16 protein-coding genes and 1 pseudogene are annotated in these 19,494 nt (G+C 69.7%); 11 read left to right on the forward strand and 6 right to left on the reverse strand.

Translation table 11 applies throughout. The features are described from left to right. Positions 1-8: 8 nt before the first annotated feature. Together BCR55_RS12925 and BCR55_RS12930 are read right to left on the reverse strand one after the other, a co-directional pair. Positions 9-1,055, reverse strand: coding sequence for a beta-propeller fold lactonase family protein (locus BCR55_RS12925; RefSeq protein WP_065494622.1), 1,047 nt, complete (start codon positions 1,053-1,055; stop codon positions 9-11). After that, entirely contained in the window at positions 1,042-2,409 is a 1,368-nt protein-coding gene (locus BCR55_RS12930; protein WP_065494623.1) for an MFS transporter, read from the reverse strand. Before BCR55_RS12930 ends, BCR55_RS12925 begins: the two co-directional genes overlap by 14 nt. Positions 2,410-2,940: 531 nt before the next feature. On the opposite strand from BCR55_RS12930, the pseudogene BCR55_RS12935 reads away from it, so the two are divergent. Next, positions 2,941-3,905, forward strand: a pseudogene (locus tag BCR55_RS12935) (acetyltransferase). 238 nt (positions 3,906-4,143) lie between these two features. On the opposite strand, the gene BCR55_RS33780 reads toward BCR55_RS12935, so the two are convergent. From BCR55_RS33780 to BCR55_RS12945, 3 genes are all read right to left on the reverse strand, one after another. Further along, on the reverse strand, positions 4,144-4,266 hold the full coding sequence (locus BCR55_RS33780) for a hypothetical protein (RefSeq protein WP_006407953.1): 123 nt from the start codon (positions 4,264-4,266) through the stop codon (positions 4,144-4,146). Next, positions 4,257-5,489, reverse strand: coding sequence for an MFS transporter (locus BCR55_RS12940; protein WP_065494624.1), 1,233 nt, complete (start codon positions 5,487-5,489; stop codon positions 4,257-4,259). The genes BCR55_RS33780 and BCR55_RS12940 overlap by 10 nt, the downstream gene beginning before the upstream one ends. A 200-nt stretch (positions 5,490-5,689) precedes the next feature. Further along, positions 5,690-6,631 (reverse strand): LysR substrate-binding domain-containing protein, encoded by a 942-nt coding sequence (locus BCR55_RS12945; protein ID WP_065494625.1) that lies wholly within the window; start codon positions 6,629-6,631, stop codon positions 5,690-5,692. A 139-nt stretch (positions 6,632-6,770) separates the two neighbouring features. On the opposite strand from BCR55_RS12945, the gene BCR55_RS12950 reads away from it, so the two are divergent. Further along, complete coding sequence (locus BCR55_RS12950) at positions 6,771-7,820, forward strand: alpha/beta fold hydrolase (RefSeq protein ID WP_059937785.1); 1,050 nt, start codon at positions 6,771-6,773, stop codon at positions 7,818-7,820. A 119-nt stretch (positions 7,821-7,939) separates the two neighbouring features. Beyond that, positions 7,940-8,695 (forward strand): 4'-phosphopantetheinyl transferase superfamily protein, encoded by a 756-nt coding sequence (locus BCR55_RS12955; protein WP_045594188.1) that lies wholly within the window; start codon positions 7,940-7,942, stop codon positions 8,693-8,695. Positions 8,696-8,708: 13 nt separating this feature from the next. On the opposite strand, the gene BCR55_RS12960 is transcribed toward BCR55_RS12955, so the two are convergent. Beyond that, a complete protein-coding gene (locus BCR55_RS12960) occupies positions 8,709-9,614 on the reverse strand; it encodes a glutamate/aspartate ABC transporter substrate-binding protein (protein ID WP_065494626.1) in 906 nt (301 codons plus the stop codon). A gap of 214 nt (positions 9,615-9,828) precedes the next feature. Here BCR55_RS12960 and hutH point away from each other — a divergent pair, with 214 nt between their 5' ends. The 8 genes from hutH to BCR55_RS13005 all read left to right on the forward strand — a co-directional run bounded on the left by hutH (position 9,829) and on the right by BCR55_RS13005 (position 19,484). Continuing rightward, positions 9,829-11,349, forward strand: coding sequence for a histidine ammonia-lyase (gene hutH, locus BCR55_RS12965; protein WP_006407960.1), 1,521 nt, complete (start codon positions 9,829-9,831; stop codon positions 11,347-11,349). A gap of 4 nt (positions 11,350-11,353) precedes the next feature. Then, positions 11,354-12,049 carry a histidine utilization repressor gene (gene hutC / locus BCR55_RS12970; RefSeq protein ID WP_006407961.1) on the forward strand — a complete coding sequence of 232 codons (696 nt, stop codon included), beginning with the start codon at positions 11,354-11,356 and terminating at the stop codon, positions 12,047-12,049. A gap of 38 nt (positions 12,050-12,087) precedes the next feature. Further along, on the forward strand, positions 12,088-13,776 hold the full coding sequence (gene hutU / locus BCR55_RS12975) for a urocanate hydratase (RefSeq protein ID WP_006407962.1): 1,689 nt from the start codon (positions 12,088-12,090) through the stop codon (positions 13,774-13,776). Between the two features lie 2 nt (positions 13,777-13,778). Next, positions 13,779-14,447, forward strand: a complete 669-nt coding sequence (locus BCR55_RS12980) for a HutD family protein (RefSeq protein WP_059937776.1) — start codon at positions 13,779-13,781, stop codon at positions 14,445-14,447. Positions 14,448-14,451: 4 nt separating this feature from the next. Next, positions 14,452-15,675, forward strand: a complete 1,224-nt coding sequence (gene hutI, locus BCR55_RS12985) for an imidazolonepropionase (protein ID WP_065494627.1) — start codon at positions 14,452-14,454, stop codon at positions 15,673-15,675. A 23-nt stretch (positions 15,676-15,698) separates the two neighbouring features. Then, entirely contained in the window at positions 15,699-17,075 is a 1,377-nt protein-coding gene (locus BCR55_RS12990) for a formimidoylglutamate deiminase (protein WP_053297038.1), read from the forward strand. Between the two features lie 58 nt (positions 17,076-17,133). Then, the gene (gene hutG, locus BCR55_RS12995) at positions 17,134-17,931 is read left to right on the forward strand and encodes an N-formylglutamate deformylase (RefSeq protein ID WP_006407966.1); all 798 of its coding nucleotides are present in this window, start codon (positions 17,134-17,136) and stop codon (positions 17,929-17,931) included. A 746-nt stretch (positions 17,932-18,677) separates the two neighbouring features. Further along, on the forward strand, positions 18,678-19,484 hold the full coding sequence (locus BCR55_RS13005) for a gamma-glutamyl-gamma-aminobutyrate hydrolase family protein (protein ID WP_065494628.1): 807 nt from the start codon (positions 18,678-18,680) through the stop codon (positions 19,482-19,484). The last annotated feature ends 10 nt before the right edge of the window (positions 19,485-19,494 follow it).

Below are 19,494 nucleotides of genomic sequence, written 5' to 3' on the forward strand. Positions count from 1 at the left end.
GTACGCGATCAGACGATCGCGATCCAGTTCGCGCCGCGCCCGCCGGGCACGCGCGTATGCAGCGTCAGCGTGCCGTCGTCGCGCGACACGGCGTACACCGCCACGTGCTCCGAGCGTTCGCCGCACGCGACGAGCCAGCGTCCCGACGGATCGATCGCGAAGCCGCGCGGCTGCGTTTCGGTGGCGGTCGCATGCGCGGGCTCGAACCGGCCGTCCGCGCTGCGGCGATAGCAGAGCAACTGGCTCGTCGTGCGCTCGCTGACGTACGCGAAGCGCTCGTCGGGCGTCAGGTGCAGATCGGCGGCCCAGACGGCGGGCTCGGCCGGGGCGGGCGGTCGCGCATGGCCGGCCGGGAGCCCCGCGACGGCCGGTTGACGTGCGCTGACCTGCGCATCGCCGAGCCGGCCGCTGTCGGCATCGCGCGCGAACGTCGCGAGCATGCCGTGGAATTCGCTGACCGCGACGAGCGCGCGGCCGCCCTCCATGAAGCGCAGATGACGCGGCCCGAAACCGGCCGGCACGCGCGCTTCACCTTGCTCACACACGCGCAGCCCAGCCGCATCCTCGATCAGCGCGAAACAGAACACGCGATCGGAGCCGAGCGAGCTGACGTATGCGAAGCGGTTGTCGGGCGACACGATGACCGCATGGGCGTTCGCAATGCCGCCGGCGACGTGCAGCGGCGTGCCGTCGCCGTCGCGCACGCGCGCGGCATCATAGACGCTGAACGCGTGGCCGCCGTACGACGCGCCGAGCAGCCAGCGGCCGCTGCGGTCGACCGACAGATAGGCGAGGCTCGCATCGATCGCGGTCGTGCCGAGCCGTGCAAGCGCGCCGGTCGGTGCGACGCGGAACGCGACGATCGCAGGCGACTCGCCGCGCGTCGCGACGTACAGCCGCGCACGGTCGGCTTGCACGGCGATCGGCATCGTGGCGTCGCCGGCCGGATAGCGCGCGAGCGGCGCGAGCGTGCCGTCGTGTGCGAGCGAGAATGTGGCTAGGTCGCCGTCGAGGGCGTTCGACACGACGACGGTCGGAAGTTCAGTGTTCGGCATGGCGGAGCATCGAAGCGTTGGTTACGGTATCGGCGGCAGGCAGGCCGCGCGGCGGATCGCTGCGCCGGTGCGTGCGCGCGAACAGCGCGGCGAACGCGGCGACGAGCGAGGCGATCGCGAGCGCATACAGCCCGCCGGTGATCGAACCCGTATGTTGCTTCAAATAGCCGAAGGCCGTCGGCGCGACGAAGCCGCCGAGGTTGCCGACCGAGTTGATCAGCGCGATCACGGCCGCGGCGACGCGCGTGTCGAGGTAGCCCTGCGGGATCGGCCAGAACAGCGACGACGCGGCCTTGAAGCCGAGCGCCGCGAAACAGATCGACGCGAACGACCACACCGGATCGTGCGACGTCGACGCGAACAGTCCGCACGCGGCGAGCACGAGTGCGCAGGCGAGCCAGCGCTGCGGATGCCGCCACTTCGCGGACAGCACCGCGAAGCCGTACATCGCGCCGATCGCGATCATCCAGGGAATCGTGTTGTACAGGCCCACCTGGAAGTCGCTGAGGCCGCCCATCTTGCGAATGATCGTCGGCAGCCAGAACGTGGCCGCGTAGATCGTCAGCTGGATCGAGAAGTACAGGAAGCAGAACAATACGATCTGGGGATCGCGCAGCAGCGCGAGTGCGGGCACGTGCCCGTTCGCGCGCACGTCCCGGCGCGCGCGTTCTTCGTCGAGCGCCTGCTCGAGCGCCGCGCGCTCCTGCGCGTCGAGCCACGTCGCATCGCGGATATGCGACTTCAGCAGCAGCCAGCTCGCACCGCAGAGCGCGACCGAGAACAGGCCTTCGATGATGAACATCCACTGCCATCCTTCGAGGCCGAGGCCGCGGATCGACAGCAGCGCGCCCGTCACGGGACCGGACAGCACCGACGCGAACGCGGAGCCGCCGAGGAAGATCGCCATCGCCTTGCCGCGCTCGCGCGGCGGCAGCCATTGCGACAGATAGAGGACGACGCCGGGGAAGAAGCCCGCTTCGGCCGCGCCGAGCAGGAAGCGCAGCACGTAGAACGACGTGTCGTTCCAGACGAACGCCATCGCGGCCGCGACGATGCCCCACGTGGCCATGATCCGCGCGAGCCAGACGCGCGCGCCGTAGCGCTGCATCAGCAGGTTCGACGGCACCTCGAACAGCGCGTAGCCGACGAAGAACAGGCCGGCGCCGAGCCCGTAGGCGGCCGCACCGATGCCGATCGACGCTTCGAGATGGCGGTCGACGAACCCGACGTTGACGCGGTCGATGTAGTTCGCGATGAACATGACGAGCACGAGCGGCAGCACGTGCCATTTCACTTTCGACACGGCGGACGCGAGCGGATCGCGCTCGGGCAGGACGGGGGCGGGCGAGGTCAAGGCGTGTCTCCGGCGGTAGCCGACGGCGCACGGAGCGGCTGGCCGTGCGTGCGCCGATGGCGATTTACGTAGTATGTCGTCGTACGACATGGTACGCGTAGCGCGGGGCAATGGCGTCACGGGTTTACCCGGGATTTTCCTCTATGGTCCACTGTCGTTGATGAGGCGCATTGTACGTCCCGGTGTTTCCTGGAGGTAGGATGACCGATGATATGGCGGCATGTTGTCTCGGCCTGCGCGACGACGTGAGACGGAAGGGCGCAGGAGAAGAAGCGTTGCGGGCCTCGCATGCAGGCCGGTCGCGCGCGCGTATCGCGCATGCCGATTGAAGGCGACCTGCGCCGGGCTGTGTCGAAGCGTGCCCGCGCCCGTGTCCGATCGCGGCACAATACGGGCGCGCGCCCGCACGTCGTCCCGCACGGACGCGCGGCGTGCCGGCGGCGCGGCGTATTGCGCAGGCACGACGCGTGCCGCGCGTCGTGCGCCGCGGTCGCAGTCGCGAATTCATGGGATGAGAGGGAGCAACGGACGGTGCAGCAACACGACGACGAACGACATTTCTTCGCCTTCAACGGCGACGCGGACGGCCTCTGCGCGCTTCAGCAGCTTCGGCTCGCGGAGCGCGTGCGCGGCACGCTCGTGACGGGCGTGAAGCGCGACATCCGGCTGCTGGAACGGATCGATGCGCGCGCCGGCGATCGCGTGACCGTGCTCGACATCTCGCACGACCAGAACCGCGACGCCTGCGCGCGGCTCCTGCGGGCCGGCGCGACGGTCCGCTATTTCGATCATCACTTCGCGGGCGAATTGCCGGACGATCCGCGCTTCGATGCGCACATCGACACGTCGGCCGACGTCTGCACGAGCGTGCTCGTGAACCGTTATCTCGGCGGCCGGCATGTGCGCTGGGCGATCGTCGCGGCCTTCGGCGACGAGCTGCCGACGCTCGGCGACGCGCTCGCGCATGCGCACGCGATCGATGCAGCGGAGCGCGACACGCTCGCCGAGCTCGGGCGCTATCTGAACTACAACGCGTACGGAGACTGCATCGGCGATCTGCATTTCGATCCGGCCGCGCTCGCCGATGCGATGCTGCCGTGCGCGGATCCGCTCGAGTTCGTGCGCGACACCGCGGTGTTCGCCGCGCTGCGTGACGGCTATCTCGACGACATGGCGCGGGCCTGCGCGAGGTGTCGGGCGCGACGTTGATCCGCATGCCCGATCGCCCGTGGGCGCGCCGCGTCGCCGGGATGCTCGCGAACCAGCGGATGCGCGACGCGCCGCATGCGGCGCTCGCGGTGCTGTCGCCGCGTGCGCAGGGCGGGCTCGTCGTCAGCGTGCGCGTACCCGACGGCAGGCCGCTGGGCGCGGACGAATTCTGTCGCGGCTTTCCGACCGGCGGCGGGCGCAAGCGCGCGGGCGGGATCAATCATTTGCCGGAAAGCGAATTCGACGCGTTCGTCGCGCGCTTCGAGGCGGCGTTCCGGCTAGGCTGATTGCCGTGTAGGCGGGTGCCGGCGCTGTTGCATGCGCGAACGCACGCATCGATGTAACGTCGATCTGCGTGCCGTGCCGTGCCGTGCCGTGCCGTGCCGTGCCGTGCCGTGCCGTATCGCCGGCGCGACGCGTCGCGACCGGCGAGCAATCCGGCATCGATGAACCAATCCCCGCTCATCGCTTGCCGCCCGCCACTCGCCACTCGCCGCACAGCATGCGACTGTACGGCGTCGCCGATCAATTGCAGAACGCGACGTGCTCGAGCAGCGCGAACGCGACGTCCGGCCGCAAATACGCGGTGCCGCACCACGTGACGAACGCGAGCGCACCGGCCGCAAGCGCCGCGCGAATCATGCCCACGCGGCGCGGCCGTCCAGGCGACGCGCGATCCGCGCATCGTCGATCGGCAGATGCAGCAGCGCCGCGAGCACGCCGAGCGCGATCGAACCGATCCACAGCGGCAGGTACGAATGCGTCGCGTCGTAAACCACTGCGCCAAGCCATACGCCGAAGAAGCTGCCGAGCTGATGGCCGAAGAAGACGAAGCCGAACAGCGTCGCGATGTAGCGCACGCCGAACACCTGCGAGATCACGCCGTTCGTCAGCGGCACCGTGCCGAGCCACGTGAGGCCCATCACGGCCGCGAACACGTACACGCTCGCCGGCGACAGCGGCACGGCGACGAACGCCGCCATCGCGAATGCGCGCACGAGATACAGCACCGACAGTACGTACTTGCGACGCAGCAGGCCGCCGAGGTGCCCGCACGCATAGGTGCCGGCCACGTTGGTCAACGCGATCAGCGCGAGCGCGACGCTCGCATGCCGCGACGGCAGCCCGTGGTCGAGCAGATACGCGGGCAGATGCGTCGCGATGAACGCAAGCTGAAACCCGCACGCGAAAAAGCCCGCGTTCAGCAGCCAGAAGCCGCGATGCGAGAACGCCTCGCGTACCGCCTCGCCGATCGACTGTTCGGCGTCGGCCTGCGCGTTCGCGGCCTGTGCGGGGCGGTCGCGCAGCAGCACCGCGAGCGGCGCGAGCAGCAGCGCGACCAGCGCGAGCGCGACGAACGCATGCTGCCAGCCGATTCCGCCGATCAGCGTCTGCGCGACGGGCACCATGCAGAACTGGCCGAGCCCGCCGATCGCGCCGGCGACGCCAAGCGCCCAGCTGCGCCGCTCGGGCGCGCAAAGCCGGCTCAGCGCGCCGTAGACGGACGCGAACGCGGAGCCCGACAGCGCGATGCCGATCACGAGCCCCGCGCCGACAGTGAACAGCGCGGCGGAGCCCGCCAGTGCCATCGTCACGAGCCCGAGCGCGTACAGCAGCATGCCGACGACGATCACGCGCACCGAGCCGAAGCGGTCGGCCACCATCCCGGTGAACGGCTGCGCGATGCCCCAGATCAGGTTCTGCAGCGCGAGCGCAAGGCCGAACGCTTCGCGCGACCAGCCGTGGTCGAGCGTCACCGGCGTAAGAAACAGGCCCTGCACATGGCGGATACCCAGCGCGGCGCCCATGATCAGGCCGCCGGCGAGTACGGGCAGCCAGCGGCGTCGGGCGTCTTGCTCGATCGGGCTCATGTGTGTCTCCGGATGAAGGTGCGCGACGAAAGGCGCCGCGCCGCTTCCGATTAGACGATCGGCGCGATCGCCGCTCAAGCGATCATTCGGTCAGGTTCGCATGCGTGGCGGGAATGCGAGCGGCGGTGCGCCGGCGTCGCGGTGGGTGTCGTGCGGTGCAGTCCGTTTCGCCGAAGTCTCGTGCGCCGGACACGGCCGCCTCAGTCGCGTGCCGCATCGTGCGCGCGTATCGCGCCGTCGCACTCGGCCGCTTCGGCGAGCATCCAGTCGCGCACGTCGGCGACTTCGCGGCGCGGCGCCGGATCGTGCTGGTAGAGCCAGTAGCCGTATGTATCGGGTCGCGCGCGGATGCGCGGGCCGAGCACCGCGAGCCGGCCGTCCGACAGCATCGGCGCGACCAGCGCGAGGCGCCCGAGCGCGACGCCCTGGCCCGCGATCGCCGCCTGAATCACCTGGTCGTACTGGTTGAAGCGCAGCACGCCCTTCGGCCGCGCATCGCCGAGCCCGGCCGCGTGCAGGTGCGCTTGCCATTGCAGCTGCGCTTGCGGCGGCCCGTCGAATTCGAGCAGCACGTGCTCGGCGAGCGCGGCGGCATCGACGAGCGGACGCGCGGCGAGCGCCGGGTGCGCGACCGGCAGCACGATCTCGTCGAACAGCCGCAGCGCGCCGGCCGGCGCGCGATCGCGCGGGCAGTAGCGGATCGCGAGATCGATGCCTTCGGCGCGCAAATCGAGTACCTTGTCGTTCGCGGCGACGCGCAGATCGACGTCCGGAAACCGCGCTTGGAGGCCGCCGAGCCGCGGCAGCAGCCACAGCGCGGTGACGCCGATGCTCGCGGTGATCGTGACCGGCTGACGCTCGCGCGCGACGGCGAGCGACGCGACGGTGTCCTGCAGGCTATGCAGCGCCGCATCGGCCGCGCGGAACAGCCGCTCGCCCTCGGGCGTGAAGGCGATCGTCCGGTAGCCGCGCCGCAGCAGCGCGACGCCGAGATGCGCTTCGAGCGCATGGATCTGCCGGCTCACGGCCGACTGCGTGACGCACAGATCCTGGGCGGCGAGCGTGATGCTCATCCGGCGGCCGACGGCGACGAAGCCGCGCACCAGATCGAGCGACGGAAGGCGAACGAGCGGCGTTGACATGCGTGGGGCTCATGCGAACGGAGCAGCAAGATTGGTTGAGAACGCGGCGCCCGTCAAGTTCAATGGACGGGCGACGCGGCGCGCATCGGCGACCGCGCGCAGCATATCGGCGACCGATGCGCACGCGACAGGAGACGGCATGACGATTTCGAACCAAGGTGGCGGCGCGGCGCGCGGCGAGCGCAGCAGCGGCGCGGCGCTGCCGCCCGAATCCGTGACGCTGCACGCGGAGGACGGCTACGCGCTGCGCGCGCACGTGTGGCGGCATCGCGGCGGGGCGGGCGCCGTGCGGCCCGTGACGGTGATCAATTGCGCGACGTCGGTGCGCTGCGACTACTACTTCCGGTTCGCGGCCTGGCTGTTCGCGCACGGGCGCGACGTGCTCGTCTACGACTATCGCGGCATCGGCGGCTCGCGGCCCGCGCGGCTCGCATCGCTGCAGGCGAACTGGCTCGACTGGGGGCGGCTCGATTGCGACGCGGCGTTGCGATACGCGCGCGACGCGTTCCCCGGGCAGCCGCTCGATGTCGTCGCGCACAGCATCGGCGGCGTCGCGCTCGGGCTCGCCGCATCGAATGCGCATGTGCGGCACGCGGTGACGGTCGGCGCGCAGTTCGCGTACTGGCGCGACTACCTGCCGGCCGAGCGGCGGCGGATGTGGTGGAAGTGGCACGTCGCGATGCCCGTGCTCGCCGCCGCGTTCGGCTACGTGCCCGCGAAGCAGCTCGGCTGGATGGAGGACACGCCGCGCGGCGTCGCGCTCTCGTGGGCGCGTTCGCGGCCGCGTTTCGAAGACGCCTACACGCGCGGCCTGCTCGCCGAAACTGCGGCGAGCCGTGCTGCGTTGCCGGCGCGCTTCGCGGCGCTGTCCGCACCGATGCTCGCGATCGGCCTCGACGACGATCCGTTCGGCACCGTCGACGCGATCGAGCGGCTCGTCGCGTACTACACCGGTAGCGACGTCACGCACTGGCGGATCGCGCCGCGCGCGATCGGTGTCGACGCAATCGGGCACTTCGCGTTCTTCCACAGCCGCTTCGCCGAGACACTGTGGCCGCTGGCGCTGTCGTGGCTGCAGCACGGGGCGTTGCCGGACGATGCGCCGGGGCAGGCATATGCGCATCATCCCGCGACGCGCGATGCGTCGCAGCGTGGTGGCCGCGTGCCGGGCGCCGTCGCCCACGGCTGACAACGCGCCGCGTGGCGGCGGCGCGCTGTGCTCGTATGGCGGACGCCGTGCGCCGATCGCCGCGGCCGCCGCGGTCGGCCGATCGATTACCATCGGACGTTTTGTTTCACCGCCCGCCGATGTCCATGCCGCCCGATTCCGTTTCCCCGGCCGATTCGCCGTCCGCCTACCGCATGCGCGCGCTCGACGTGCCGCCTGCCGCCGCGCGGGCCGGCGTGCAGGTCGTGCGCGTCGATTTCGACTGGGAGGTGCCGCTCACCGCACGCGCGTATGCGGCGCTGAGCGAGGCGGAGCGCGCGCGGGCCGCGCGCTATCTACGGCACGCGGATGCCGTGCGCAGCGCCGCGACGCGGGCCGCGCTGCGCGACGTGCTCGGCGCGGCGCTGCACGTTGCACCGCACGCGATCGCGATCGTCGTCGACGAGGCGGGGCGCCCGTCGCTCGATCCCGCGCATCGCGTGCCGCTCGATTTCAACGTGTCGCATGCGGGCGAGCACGCGCTGATCGCCTGGGCGCCGGCGGGCCGCGTCGGCGTCGACATCGAGTGCTGCCACCGTCCGACGGACTGGCGCGCACTCGCCGGCGAAGTGTGCGCGCCGGCCGAGACCGCGTATCTCGACAGCCTGCCGGACGATGCGCGCGCGTCCGCGTTCATGCGCGTGTGGTCGGCGAAGGAGGCGCTGCTGAAGGCGCTGGGCACGGGCATCGTCGGCGGCCTGAGCGCGTTCGCGGTCGTGCCGCCGCGCGACGCGGCGACGCCCGCAACCACGATCGTCGATCCGGCTGCGCCGGCCGCCGGCGTGGCCGCGTTCGACGCCGCCTGGCTCGACGCAGCGCCCGACTACGCGGCGTGCGTCGCGTGGACGCGCGCGTGAGCGACGCCGGCGCTCATTCGAGCGCCAGGTCGTTCGGCGACGCGTAGCGCGCCTTGATCACGTCGCTCATCGGGAAGTCGAACGACAGCCCCTTCGGCGGCACCGGCTTCATGAACCACTTGTCGTACAGCGCGTCGATCTCGCCGCGCTTCATCAGCTGGACGAGCACGCCGTCCACGAGCGCCTTGAACTGCGGATCGTCCTTGCGCAGCATGAACCCGTAGGCTTCCGACGACTGCGGCGTGCCGACGATCTGCCAGTCGGCCGGCTTCGCCGCAAGCTGGCGCACGCCCGCGAGCAGCACGTCGTCCATCATGTATGCGACCGCGCGGCCCGATTCGAGCGTGAGGCGTCCTTCGCCATAGTCCTTCGCGCTGATGATCTGCATGTTCATCTTCTTTTCCTCGTTCATCTTGCGCAGCAGGCGTTCGGACGTCGTGCCCTGGTTCGTGACGACCGTCTTGCCGGCGAGATCGGGAAAGTCTCGGATGCCCGACTGGGTGCGCGTGAGCAGACGCGTCGTTGCGACAAAGAAGGTCGTCGAGAACGCGACCTGTGCATGACGCGCGGCGAGATTGGTCGTCACGCCGCATTCGAGATCGACGGTGCCGTTCTGCACGAGCGGAATGCGGTTCTGCGACGTGACCGGGATGAAGCGCACCTGCAGGTCGGGCTTGCCGATGCGCGCCTTCACGGCCGCGATCACGCGGTCGCACAGATCCTGCGAGAAGCCGATCACCTTGCCATTCGCGTCGACGTACGAGAACGGCACCGAGGTTTCGCGATGGCCGATCGAGATCAGGTTGTTCTGCCGGATCTTCTCGAGCGTGCCGGAGAGCGGTTCGGCGGCGTGCGCGGTGCCGGCGGCGAGCGCGCCGGCGGTGACGAGTAGGGCGGTGAGCCGGGACGGGAAGTTCATGGCGGGTCTCTGTAGGCGAATGGTGATTCGTATGTTGCCAAAGACAAAATAATTGCAACATATGTTAAACCCGTGCTGCCGCGGGCCGAGCCGGCGGCCCGCGCCGGACATCAGGGAAACTCCTGAGTCGAAATCGGCGAAAACGGGTTGTCTAGACAAGTCACGGTCGCTACACTGCAATCCATCCCGAACTTGTCTAGACAGGATTGCACACATGATCACGCTTACCCCCGGCCACCTGACTCTCCCGCAACTGCGCCAGATCGCGCGCGAGCCCGTGCAGCTGACACTGGATCCGGCCAGCTTCGCGAAGATCGACGCGGGCGCGAAGGCCGTGTCCGACATCGCCGCGAAGGGCGAGCCGGCCTACGGGATCAACACGGGCTTCGGTCGTCTGGCCAGCACGCATATCCCGCACGATCAGCTCGAACTGCTGCAGAAGAACCTCGTGCTGTCGCATGCAGTCGGTGTCGGCGAGCCGATGGCGCGTTCGTCGGTGCGTCTGCTGATCGCGCTGAAGCTGTCGAGCCTCGGCCGCGGCCATTCGGGCATTCGCCGCGAAGTGATGGACGCGCTGATCAAGCTGTTCAACGCCGACGTGCTGCCGCTGATTCCGGTGAAGGGCTCGGTCGGCGCATCGGGCGATCTCGCGCCGCTCGCGCACATGTCGGCCGTGCTGCTCGGCGTCGGCGAAGTGTTCATCCGCGGCGAGCGCGCGAGCGCGCTCGACGGGCTGCGCGTCGCGGGCCTCGCGCCGCTGACGCTGCAGGCGAAGGAAGGCCTCGCGCTGCTGAACGGCACGCAGGCGTCGACGGCGCTTGCGCTCGACAACCTGTTCGCGATCGAAGACCTGTACCGCACGGCGCTCGTCGCCGGCGCGCTGTCGGTCGATGCGGCGGCCGGCTCGGTGAAGCCGTTCGACGCGCGCATCCACGAACTGCGCGGCCATCGCGGCCAGATCGATGCGGCGGCCGCATATCGCGAGCTGCTCGAAGGCTCGGCGATCAACCTGTCGCACCGCGACTGCGGCAAGGTGCAGGACCCGTACAGCCTGCGCTGCCAGCCGCAGGTGATGGGTGCGTGTCTGGACCAGATGCGTCATGCGGCCGACGTGCTGCTCGTCGAGGCGAACGCGGTATCGGACAACCCGCTGATCTTCCCGGATACCGGCGAAGTGCTGTCGGGCGGCAACTTCCATGCGGAGCCTGTCGCGTTCGCGGCCGACAACCTCGCGCTCGCGGCTGCGGAAATCGGCGCGCTGGCCGAGCGCCGCATCGCGCTGCTGATCGACGCGACGCTGTCGGGCCTGCCGCCGTTCCTCGTGAAGGATGGCGGCGTGAACTCGGGCTTCATGATCGCGCACGTGACGGCTGCCGCGCTCGCATCGGAGAACAAGACGCTCGCGCATCCGGCGTCCGTCGATTCGCTGCCGACGTCCGCGAACCAGGAAGACCACGTGTCGATGGCGACGTTCGCGGCACGCAAGCTGGCCGACATCGCCGACAACACGAAGCACATCCTCGCGATCGAACTGCTCGCGGCCGCGCAGGGCGTCGATCTGCGCGAGAACGAGACGAGCCCGAAGCTCGCGGAAGTGATGAAGACGATTCGCAGCAAGGTCGCGCATTACGAACTCGACCACTACTTCGCGCCGGACATCGCCGTGATCGCGAAGCTCGTCGGCGAGCGCGCGTTCGCGAAGCACTGCCCGTTCGCCTTCGCATCGGAGCAGTAAGCCGATGAGCGCGCCGGTCTACCAGGAGATCAAGGATTTCATCCTGGCCCGCATCCACGCCGGCGAATGGGCGGAGGGCGATCAGGTGCCGTCCGAGAACGAACTGGCCCGCGAGTTCAAGGTCGCGCGCATGACCGTCAACCGCGCGCTGCGCGAGTTGACGGACGAGCAGGTGCTCACGCGGATGAAGGGCGCCGGCACCTACGTCGCGCGGCCGAAGTACGAGTCGACGCTGGTCGCGATCCGCAGCATCTCCGAGGAGGTCGACGCGCGCGGGCATGCGTATCACGCGCGCGTGCTCGGCCTCGAGACGATCCGCGCGGACGACGCGCTCGCCGACGAGATGCAGGTGGCCGTGCGCGCCAAGCTGTTTCATTCGCAGGTGCTGCACTTCGAGAACGACGAACCGGTGCAGCTCGAAGAGCGCTGGGTGAACCCGGCGGTCGCGCCGGATTACGCGGCGCAGGACTTCACGAACACGACGCCGAACCAGTACCTGATGCGCGCGGCGCCGCTGCAGCGCGTCGAGTACCGGATCGAAGCGGCGGTGCCCGCGCCCGAGCGGCGCGAGCAGCTTCGGATGGACGACGTCGAGCCGTGTCTGGTTTTACATCGGCGCACCTGGTCGCAGGGCGTCGTCGCCTCGGTGGCGAATTTGTGGCATCCCGGCAGCCGTTATCGCTTCACCGGGCATTTCTGATTCCTATTGATATTTCCTTTCCTTCGGGAGCAGTCGTCATGAACCATCCGAAACACATCGATCCCCGTCTCGATCCGACGCGTACGATCCGCGCGCCGCGCGGCAGCGAGAAGACCTGCAAGACCTGGCTCGCCGAAGCGGCGTACCGGATGATCCAGAACAACCTCGACCCGGAAGTCGCCGAGCATCCGCATGCGCTCGTCGTATACGGCGGCATCGGCCGCGCGGCGCGCAACTGGGAATGCTACGACCAGATCCTCGCGTCGCTGAAGGATCTCGAGGAAAACGAAACGCTGCTGATCCAGTCTGGCAAGCCGGTCGGTGTGTTCCGCACGCACAAGGACGCGCCGCGCGTGCTGCTCGCGAACTCGAACCTCGTCCCGCACTGGGCGAACTGGGATCACTTCAACGAGCTCGATCGCAAGGGCCTGATGATGTACGGCCAGATGACGGCCGGCAGCTGGATCTACATCGGCAGCCAGGGCATCGTGCAGGGCACGTACGAGACATTCTTCTCGGTCGCGAACCAGCACTTCAACGGCGATCCGTCGGGCCGCTGGATCCTGACGGGCGGCCTCGGCGGCATGGGCGGCGCGCAGCCGCTCGCCGCGACGATGGCCGGCTTCTCGATGATCGCCGTCGAATGCGACGAGACGCGCATCGACTTCCGCCTGAAGACGCGCTACGTCGACAAGAAGGCGACGACGCTCGACGAAGCGCTCGGCATGATCGAGGAAGCGAAGCGGACCGGCAAGCCGGTGTCGGTCGGCCTGCTCGGCAATGCGGCCGACGTGTTCACCGAACTCGTCGAGCGCGGGATCACGCCGGACTGCGTGACCGACCAGACGAGCGCGCACGATCCGATCAACGGCTACCTGCCGCAGGGCTGGACCGTCGCGCAATGGCGCGAGGCGCAGAAGGTCGATCCGCAGAGCATCGTGAAGTTCGCGAAGCAGTCGATGGCCGTGCAGGTGCGCGCGATGCTGACGCTGCAGCAACGCGGCGCCGCGACGCTCGACTACGGCAACAACATTCGCCAGATGGCGCTCGAGATGGGCGTCGAGAATGCGTTCGACTTCCCGGGCTTCGTACCGGCCTATATCCGTCCGCTCTTCTGCGAAGGCAAGGGGCCGTTCCGCTGGGTCGCGCTGTCGGGCGATCCGGAAGACATCTACAAGACCGACCAGAAGGTGAAGGAACTGATCCCCGACGATCCGCACCTGCACAACTGGCTCGACATGGCGCGCGAGCGCATCGCGTTCCAGGGTCTGCCGGCGCGCATTTGCTGGGTCGGCGTGAAGGATCGCTACCGCCTCGGCCAGGCGTTCAACGAGATGGTGAAGAATGGCGAGCTGAAGGCGCCGATCGTGATCGGCCGCGATCACCTCGACACCGGCTCGGTCGCGAGCCCGAACCGCGAGACGGAATCGATGAAGGACGGCTCGGACGCCGTCAGCGACTGGCCGCTGCTCAACGCGCTGCTGAACACCGCGGGTGGTGCGTCGTGGGTGTCGCTGCATCACGGCGGCGGCGTCGGGATGGGCTTCTCGCAGCACTCGGGCGTCGTGATCGTCGCCGACGGCACGGCTGACGCGCACGAGCGTCTCGGCCGCGTGCTGCTGAACGACCCGGCGACGGGCGTGATGCGCCACGCGGACGCCGGCTACGAACTCGCGCAGCAGACGGCCCGCGAAGTCGGCCTGAAGCTGCCGATGCTCGGTCGCTGAGCATGACGGCGCACGACCGCGCGCCGATGGCCGCCGCGCTGATCCGCGCGGCGGATCTCGTTGCGTCGCCGTGGAAGAACGGCGGGGGCGTGACGCGCGAGATCGCCGCCGGATTCCCCGAAGCAGGCCATGCCGACGCGCCGGGCGCCGACGCGCCGGGCGCCGCCGCGCCGCGAGGCGGCGCGCTCGACACGTTCGTGTGGCGCGTGAGCGTCGCCGACGTCGGCGCGGCGGGGCCGTTCTCGCGTTTCGACGGCGTCGACCGCACGCTCGTGCTGCTGTCCGGCGCCGGGATGACGCTCGCGGAAGCGGGCGGGCGGCGTCACGTGCTCGATGCGCCGCTCGCGCGTGCCGACTTCGCGGGCGAAACGGCGATCGACGCGACGCTGCACGACGGACCGACGCGCGACTTCAACCTGATGACGCGTCGCGCGGCCGCGCGCGGCACGCTCGACGTATGGCGCGCGGGCACGCACCGCGTCGCGCATGCCGACACCGTGCTGCTGTTCTGCGCGGCGGGCGTCGTCGAGGTCGCGCTCGACGACGCGCGCTTCACACTGGAAGAAATGGACACGTTGCGGCTCGACGGGCCGCCGCGTGCGCTTGACCTCGTCGTGAGCGGAGGCGGCGCGCTGCTGGCCGTGTCGCTCGTCGTCGGCGAACGAGACTGAACGCATGAAACCGACTGTCTGGCATCACCTGAGGCTGTGTCCGCACGGCCATCCCGACGAAACGATCGACGATGCGGCGATCGCCGTCGACGAAACCGGCGCGATCGTGTGGCTCGGCGCATGCGCTGCGCTGCCGCACGGCTATGCGCACTGGCGGCGCGAAGACCTGCACGGCGCCTGGGTGACGCCGGGCCTCGTCGACTGCCACACGCACCTCGTGTACGGCGGCACGCGCGCGGACGAATTCGCGCAGCGCCTCGCCGGCGTCAGCTACGAGGAGATCGCACGGCAGGGCGGCGGGATCGTGTCGACGGTGCGCGCGACGCGCGCGGCCGACGAGACCGCGCTGTTCCTGCAGGCCGCCGCGCGGCTGCAGCCGCTGCTGGCCGAAGGCGTGACCGCGATCGAGATCAAGTCGGGCTACGGTCTCGACCTCGCGAGCGAGCGCAAGATGCTGCGCGTCGCGCGGCAGCTCGGCGAACGCTTTCCGGTGAGCGTCTACACGACGTTCCTCGGCGCGCACGCGCTGCCGCCCGAATATGCGGGCCGCGCGGACGCGTACATCGACGAAGTATGCGAGCGCATGCTGCCGACACTGGCCGACGAAGGGCTCATCGATGCGGTCGACGTGTTCTGCGAGCGCATCGGTTTTTCGCTCGCGCAGACGGAGCGCGTGTTCGAAGCCGCGACACGACGCGGGCTGCCGGTGAAGCTGCACGCGGAGCAGCTGTCGAACGCGGGCGGCACCGCGCTCGCTGCGCGGTATCGCGCGCTGTCGGCGGACCACCTCGAGTTTCTCGACGAAGCCGGCATCGAAGCGATGAAGGCGGCCGGCACGGTCGCCGTGCTGCTGCCGGGCGCGTACTACTTCATTCGCGAGACGCAGTTGCCGCCGATCGATCTGCTGCGCCGGCACGGCGTGCCGATCGCGCTCGCGACCGATCACAATCCCGGCACGTCGCCGCTCGAATCGCTGCTGCTGACGATGAATCTCGGCTGCACGCTGTTCCGGATGACGGTGCCCGAAGTGCTGCAGGGCGTCACGCGCCACGCGGCCGCCGCGCTCGGCCGAGCCGATCGCCACGGCGCGCTCGAAGTCGGCCGGCAGGCCGATTTCGCGGTGTGGTCGGTCGGCTCGCTGGCGGAACTCGCATACTGGATCGGCCGGCCGCTCTGCGAGCAGGTCGTGCGCGGCGGCACGACCGTGTTTCGGCGGATGATCGGCTAGCCCTGGACAAGACGAGACTCACGATGACCGACATGACCTTGTTCGCGGACCATGCCTATCTGCCCGACGGCTGGCGCCGCAACGTGCTGCTGCGCTGGGACGCGAGCGGCACGCTGACCGGCGTGACGCCCGACACCGATGCGCCCGCCGGCGTCGCGCGCGCGGCCGGGCCCGTATTGCCCGGCATGCCGAACCTCCATTCGCACGCGTTCCAGCGCGCGATGGCGGGGCTCACCGAATACCGCGCGAATCCGGCCGACAGCTTCTGGAGCTGGCGCGACCTGATGTATCGCTTCGCGCTGAAGATCACGCCCGACGCGCTCGCGGCAATCGCACGCTGGCTCTACGTCGAGATGCTGAAGTGCGGCTACACGTCGGTGTGCGAGTTCCACTACGTGCATCACGCGCAGGACGGCTCGCGCTATCCGCAGATCGCCGAACTCGGCACGCGCGTGATCGACGCGGCGCGCGCGGCCGGCATCGGCATCACGATGCTGCCGGTCTCGTATCAATTCGCGGGCTTCGGCAACAAGCCGCCGCGCGACGATCAGCGCCGCTTCATCAACACGCCGGACGGCCTGCTCGAACTGCTCGACGCGATGCGCCGCACGGCACCCGAGCATGGCGGACTGCGCTACGGCGTCGCGCCGCACTCGCTGCGCGCGGTGTCGGAGAACGGGCTGCGCGTGCTGCTCGACGGGCTGCCGAACGACGCGCCGGTGCACATCCACATTGCCGAGCAGACGGCCGAAGTCGACGACTGCATGCGCGCGTACGGCGCGCGGCCCGTGCAGTGGCTGCTCGATCGCTTCGACGTCGACGCGCGCTGGTGCCTCGTGCACGCGACGCACATCGACGCCGCCGAGACGGCGGCGCTCGCGAAGCGCGGCGCGGTAGCCGGCCTGTGCCTGACGACCGAAGCGAATCTCGGCGACGGCATCTTTCCGGCCGTCGACTATCTCGCGCAACGCGGCGCGATCGGGATCGGTTCGGACAGCCATGCATCGGTCGACTGGCGCGCGGAGCTGCGCCTGCTCGAATACGGGCAGCGGCTCGTGCATCGTGCGCGCAACGTGCTCGCGAGCGAGACCCACGCGTACGTTGCCGATCGATTGTTCGACGCCTCGCTCGCGGGCGGCGCGCAGGCGAGCGGGCGGCCGATCGGCGCGCTGCGCGACGGCTGCCGCGCGGACTGGCTCGTGCTGGATCCCGATCATCCGGCGATCGCCGAACACGACAGCACCGCGTGGCTATCCGGCGCGGTGTTCGCCGAACACGGCGATACGCCGGTGCTCGACGTCTATACGGGCGGCGAGCGCGTGGTGCGCGGCCGCCGCCATCGCGACGAAGCGGCCGCCTATGCGGACTACCGCGCCGCACTGGCGCAACTGCTGCGCTGACGCGCGGCTACCGGCGCACGCATCCGCATGCGCCGCTCGACTTCCACGGTGACGCGACATGACTGAACAACCGGCTGTATTCACGCTGAAGCAGGGCAACGTGCCGCTGCTGATCTCGATTCCGCACGCAGGCACGCACATCCCCGACGACATCGCGGCGACGATGACGCCCGATGCGCGCTTCGTCGACGACTGCGACTGGCATCTGGAGCGGCTCTACGCGTTCGCGGCCGAACTCGGCGCATCGATCCTCGTGCCGTCGCATGCGCGCTACGTCGTCGATCTGAACCGTCCGCCCGACAACGAGAACCTTTATCCGGGGCAGGACACGACGGGGCTCGTGCCGGTCGACACGTTCGACAAGCTGCCGCTGTATCCGGCCGGCGCGCTGCCCGACGACGACGAGATCGCACGCCGCCGCGACCGCTACTGGCGTCCGTACCACGGCGCGCTGCAGGACGAGATCGCGAGGCTCAAACGCGACCACGGTCGCGTGCTGGTATGGGAGGCGCATTCGATCCGCTCGCACGTGCCGCGTTTCTTCGAAGGGCGGCTGCCGGATTTCAATTTCGGCACCGCGAGCGGCGCGAGTGCCGCGCCCGGGCTCGCGGAAGCGCTCGCCGCGCGCGTGCTCGAACACGGCGGCTATACGGCGGTCGCAAACGGGCGCTTCAAGGGCGGCTACATCACGCGTCATTACGGCGTGCCGGAGACCGGCGTGCAGGCCGTGCAGCTCGAGCTGTCGCAGATCACGTACATGGACGAGACGCGGCCGTATGCGTACGACGAAGCGCGCGCCGCGCGCGTCGCGCCCTTGCTGCGCACGCTCGTCGAAACGGCGCTCGCGTACCGCTGAGCGCCCGCGCGCCGCATGCGGCAGTGCGGCGAAGCGGCGTGGCGCGCCTCTATTCGTGCGTACGTCGCGCTGCCGCGGCGCAACAACACGGCGTCGGTCGTTGCGGCCGATGCCGTTTTTTTTGCCGCGGCGAACCGTCCGATCGTCACCCGAAAATTTGACGCAATTTTTCGTTGATATAAGCTGAATGTCAGGAAGTCGCCGCACGTGCATCGGCCGCGAGCGCGCTCGGGAGGGGCGCTCCGCGCGATGCCGGGCTTCGGCGGCTTCCCGACGCGTCGCCGCGGCGCGGTTGCCGCTTGCGCCCGATCGTGACGCGTGTCCGAGCATTCGTCTGTCCATCGAGAACGATCGTGAAAGCCGCCAGCCCATCGATACGTCGGACGCGAAGTCCGTCGGCGGGCGCGCCGACTCAGGCCGGGTCGATCCGGCCTGCTGATCGCGGCGCGCATGCCGCCCGTTTGCGCAAGCCTTGCCGCTTGACCGTTTCCCGCTGCGGCGTGCGCCGCTTCAACCTCGCGACCGCGCACGTCTTCAGCGCGGTGCAGTGCGACGGCAGCGCGTCGTTGTTGCCCTAGCGTCCTCTTCCCGTTGCGAACCGAGTCGTATGCCGTGCCGCCGCTGCGTGCACGCGGACGACGCGTGCGCGCGTGCGGCGCGCGTCGCCGCGCAGGTGCGCCGGTGTCGCATGCGCGTGTGGCGCACTGCGTGCAGACGTTCGTTGCGCAGACAACGGAGCCGCGACCATGCGCGCACGCCCGATCGTAGCCGTCACCGCCGACCGCATCATGCGCGGTCCGCATCCGAACCATACGGCCGGCGAGAAGTACCTCGACGCGCTCGTCGACGGTGCCGGCGCGCTCGCGTTGGTACTGCCCGCGCTCGGTGCGCGCCAGCCGCTCGACGCGATCGTCGCGGCGATCGACGGGCTGCTGTTGACCGGCAGCTATTCGAACGTCGAGCCGCATCATTACGGCGGCGCGCCGAGCGCGCGCGACACCTTGCATGATCGCGCGCGCGATGCGACCGCGCTGCCGCTGATCCGCGCGGCGATCGACGCCGGCGTGCCCGTGCTCGCGATCTGTCGCGGCATGCAGGAGCTGAACGTCGCATACGGCGGCACGCTGCATCAGCGGCTGCACGCGACGGCCGGCTTCGACGATCACCGCGAACGGCTCGACGATCCGCTCGAGCGGCAGTACGGCCCCGCGCACGTCGTGCAGTTCACGCCGAACGGACTGCTGCAGCGGATCGCCCGCGGCACGACCGACGCGCGCGTGAACTCGCTGCACGATCAGGGCATCGCGCGCATCGGCGCCGGGCTCGTCGTCGAGGCACGTGCGCACGACGGGCTCGTCGAGGCCGTCAGCGTGCGCGGTGCGCGTGCGTTCGCGCTCGGCGTGCAATGGCATCCGGAATGGCGCTACGCGGAGCAGCCGCTGTCGCGCGACATCTTCGCGGCATTCGGCGCGGCATGCCGCGCGCGAATGGCGCATCGCATTCATGCGTTCGGCGGCGAGTTGCCGCCGCCGAACGCGTCCGACGTCGACTGAAAGAGGCCGA

The organism is Burkholderia sp. CCA53, from assembly GCF_001685525.1.
Taxonomy (GTDB): domain Bacteria; phylum Pseudomonadota; class Gammaproteobacteria; order Burkholderiales; family Burkholderiaceae; genus Burkholderia; species Burkholderia multivorans.

Excerpts from the sequence above, each read along its gene's own strand:
- BCR55_RS12925 (WP_065494622.1), bottom strand. The coding sequence starts at position 1,055 with ATGCCGAACACTGAACTTCCGACCGTCGTCGTGTCGAACGCCCTCGAC.
- BCR55_RS12940 (WP_065494624.1), bottom strand. The coding sequence starts at position 5,489 with ATGAGCCCGATCGAGCAAGACGCCCGACGCCGCTGGCTGCCCGTACTC.
- BCR55_RS12945 (WP_065494625.1), bottom strand. The coding sequence starts at position 6,631 with ATGTCAACGCCGCTCGTTCGCCTTCCGTCGCTCGATCTGGTGCGCGGC.
- BCR55_RS12950 (WP_059937785.1), top strand. The coding sequence starts at position 6,771 with ATGACGATTTCGAACCAAGGTGGCGGCGCGGCGCGCGGCGAGCGCAGC.
- BCR55_RS12955 (WP_045594188.1), top strand. The coding sequence starts at position 7,940 with ATGTCCATGCCGCCCGATTCCGTTTCCCCGGCCGATTCGCCGTCCGCC.
- BCR55_RS12960 (WP_065494626.1), bottom strand. The coding sequence starts at position 9,614 with ATGAACTTCCCGTCCCGGCTCACCGCCCTACTCGTCACCGCCGGCGCG.
- hutH (WP_006407960.1), top strand. The coding sequence starts at position 9,829 with ATGATCACGCTTACCCCCGGCCACCTGACTCTCCCGCAACTGCGCCAG.
- hutC (WP_006407961.1), top strand. The coding sequence starts at position 11,354 with ATGAGCGCGCCGGTCTACCAGGAGATCAAGGATTTCATCCTGGCCCGC.
- hutU (WP_006407962.1), top strand. The coding sequence starts at position 12,088 with ATGAACCATCCGAAACACATCGATCCCCGTCTCGATCCGACGCGTACG.
- BCR55_RS12980 (WP_059937776.1), top strand. The coding sequence starts at position 13,779 with ATGACGGCGCACGACCGCGCGCCGATGGCCGCCGCGCTGATCCGCGCG.
- hutI (WP_065494627.1), top strand. The coding sequence starts at position 14,452 with ATGAAACCGACTGTCTGGCATCACCTGAGGCTGTGTCCGCACGGCCAT.
- BCR55_RS12990 (WP_053297038.1), top strand. The coding sequence starts at position 15,699 with ATGACCGACATGACCTTGTTCGCGGACCATGCCTATCTGCCCGACGGC.
- hutG (WP_006407966.1), top strand. The coding sequence starts at position 17,134 with ATGACTGAACAACCGGCTGTATTCACGCTGAAGCAGGGCAACGTGCCG.
- BCR55_RS13005 (WP_065494628.1), top strand. The coding sequence starts at position 18,678 with ATGCGCGCACGCCCGATCGTAGCCGTCACCGCCGACCGCATCATGCGC.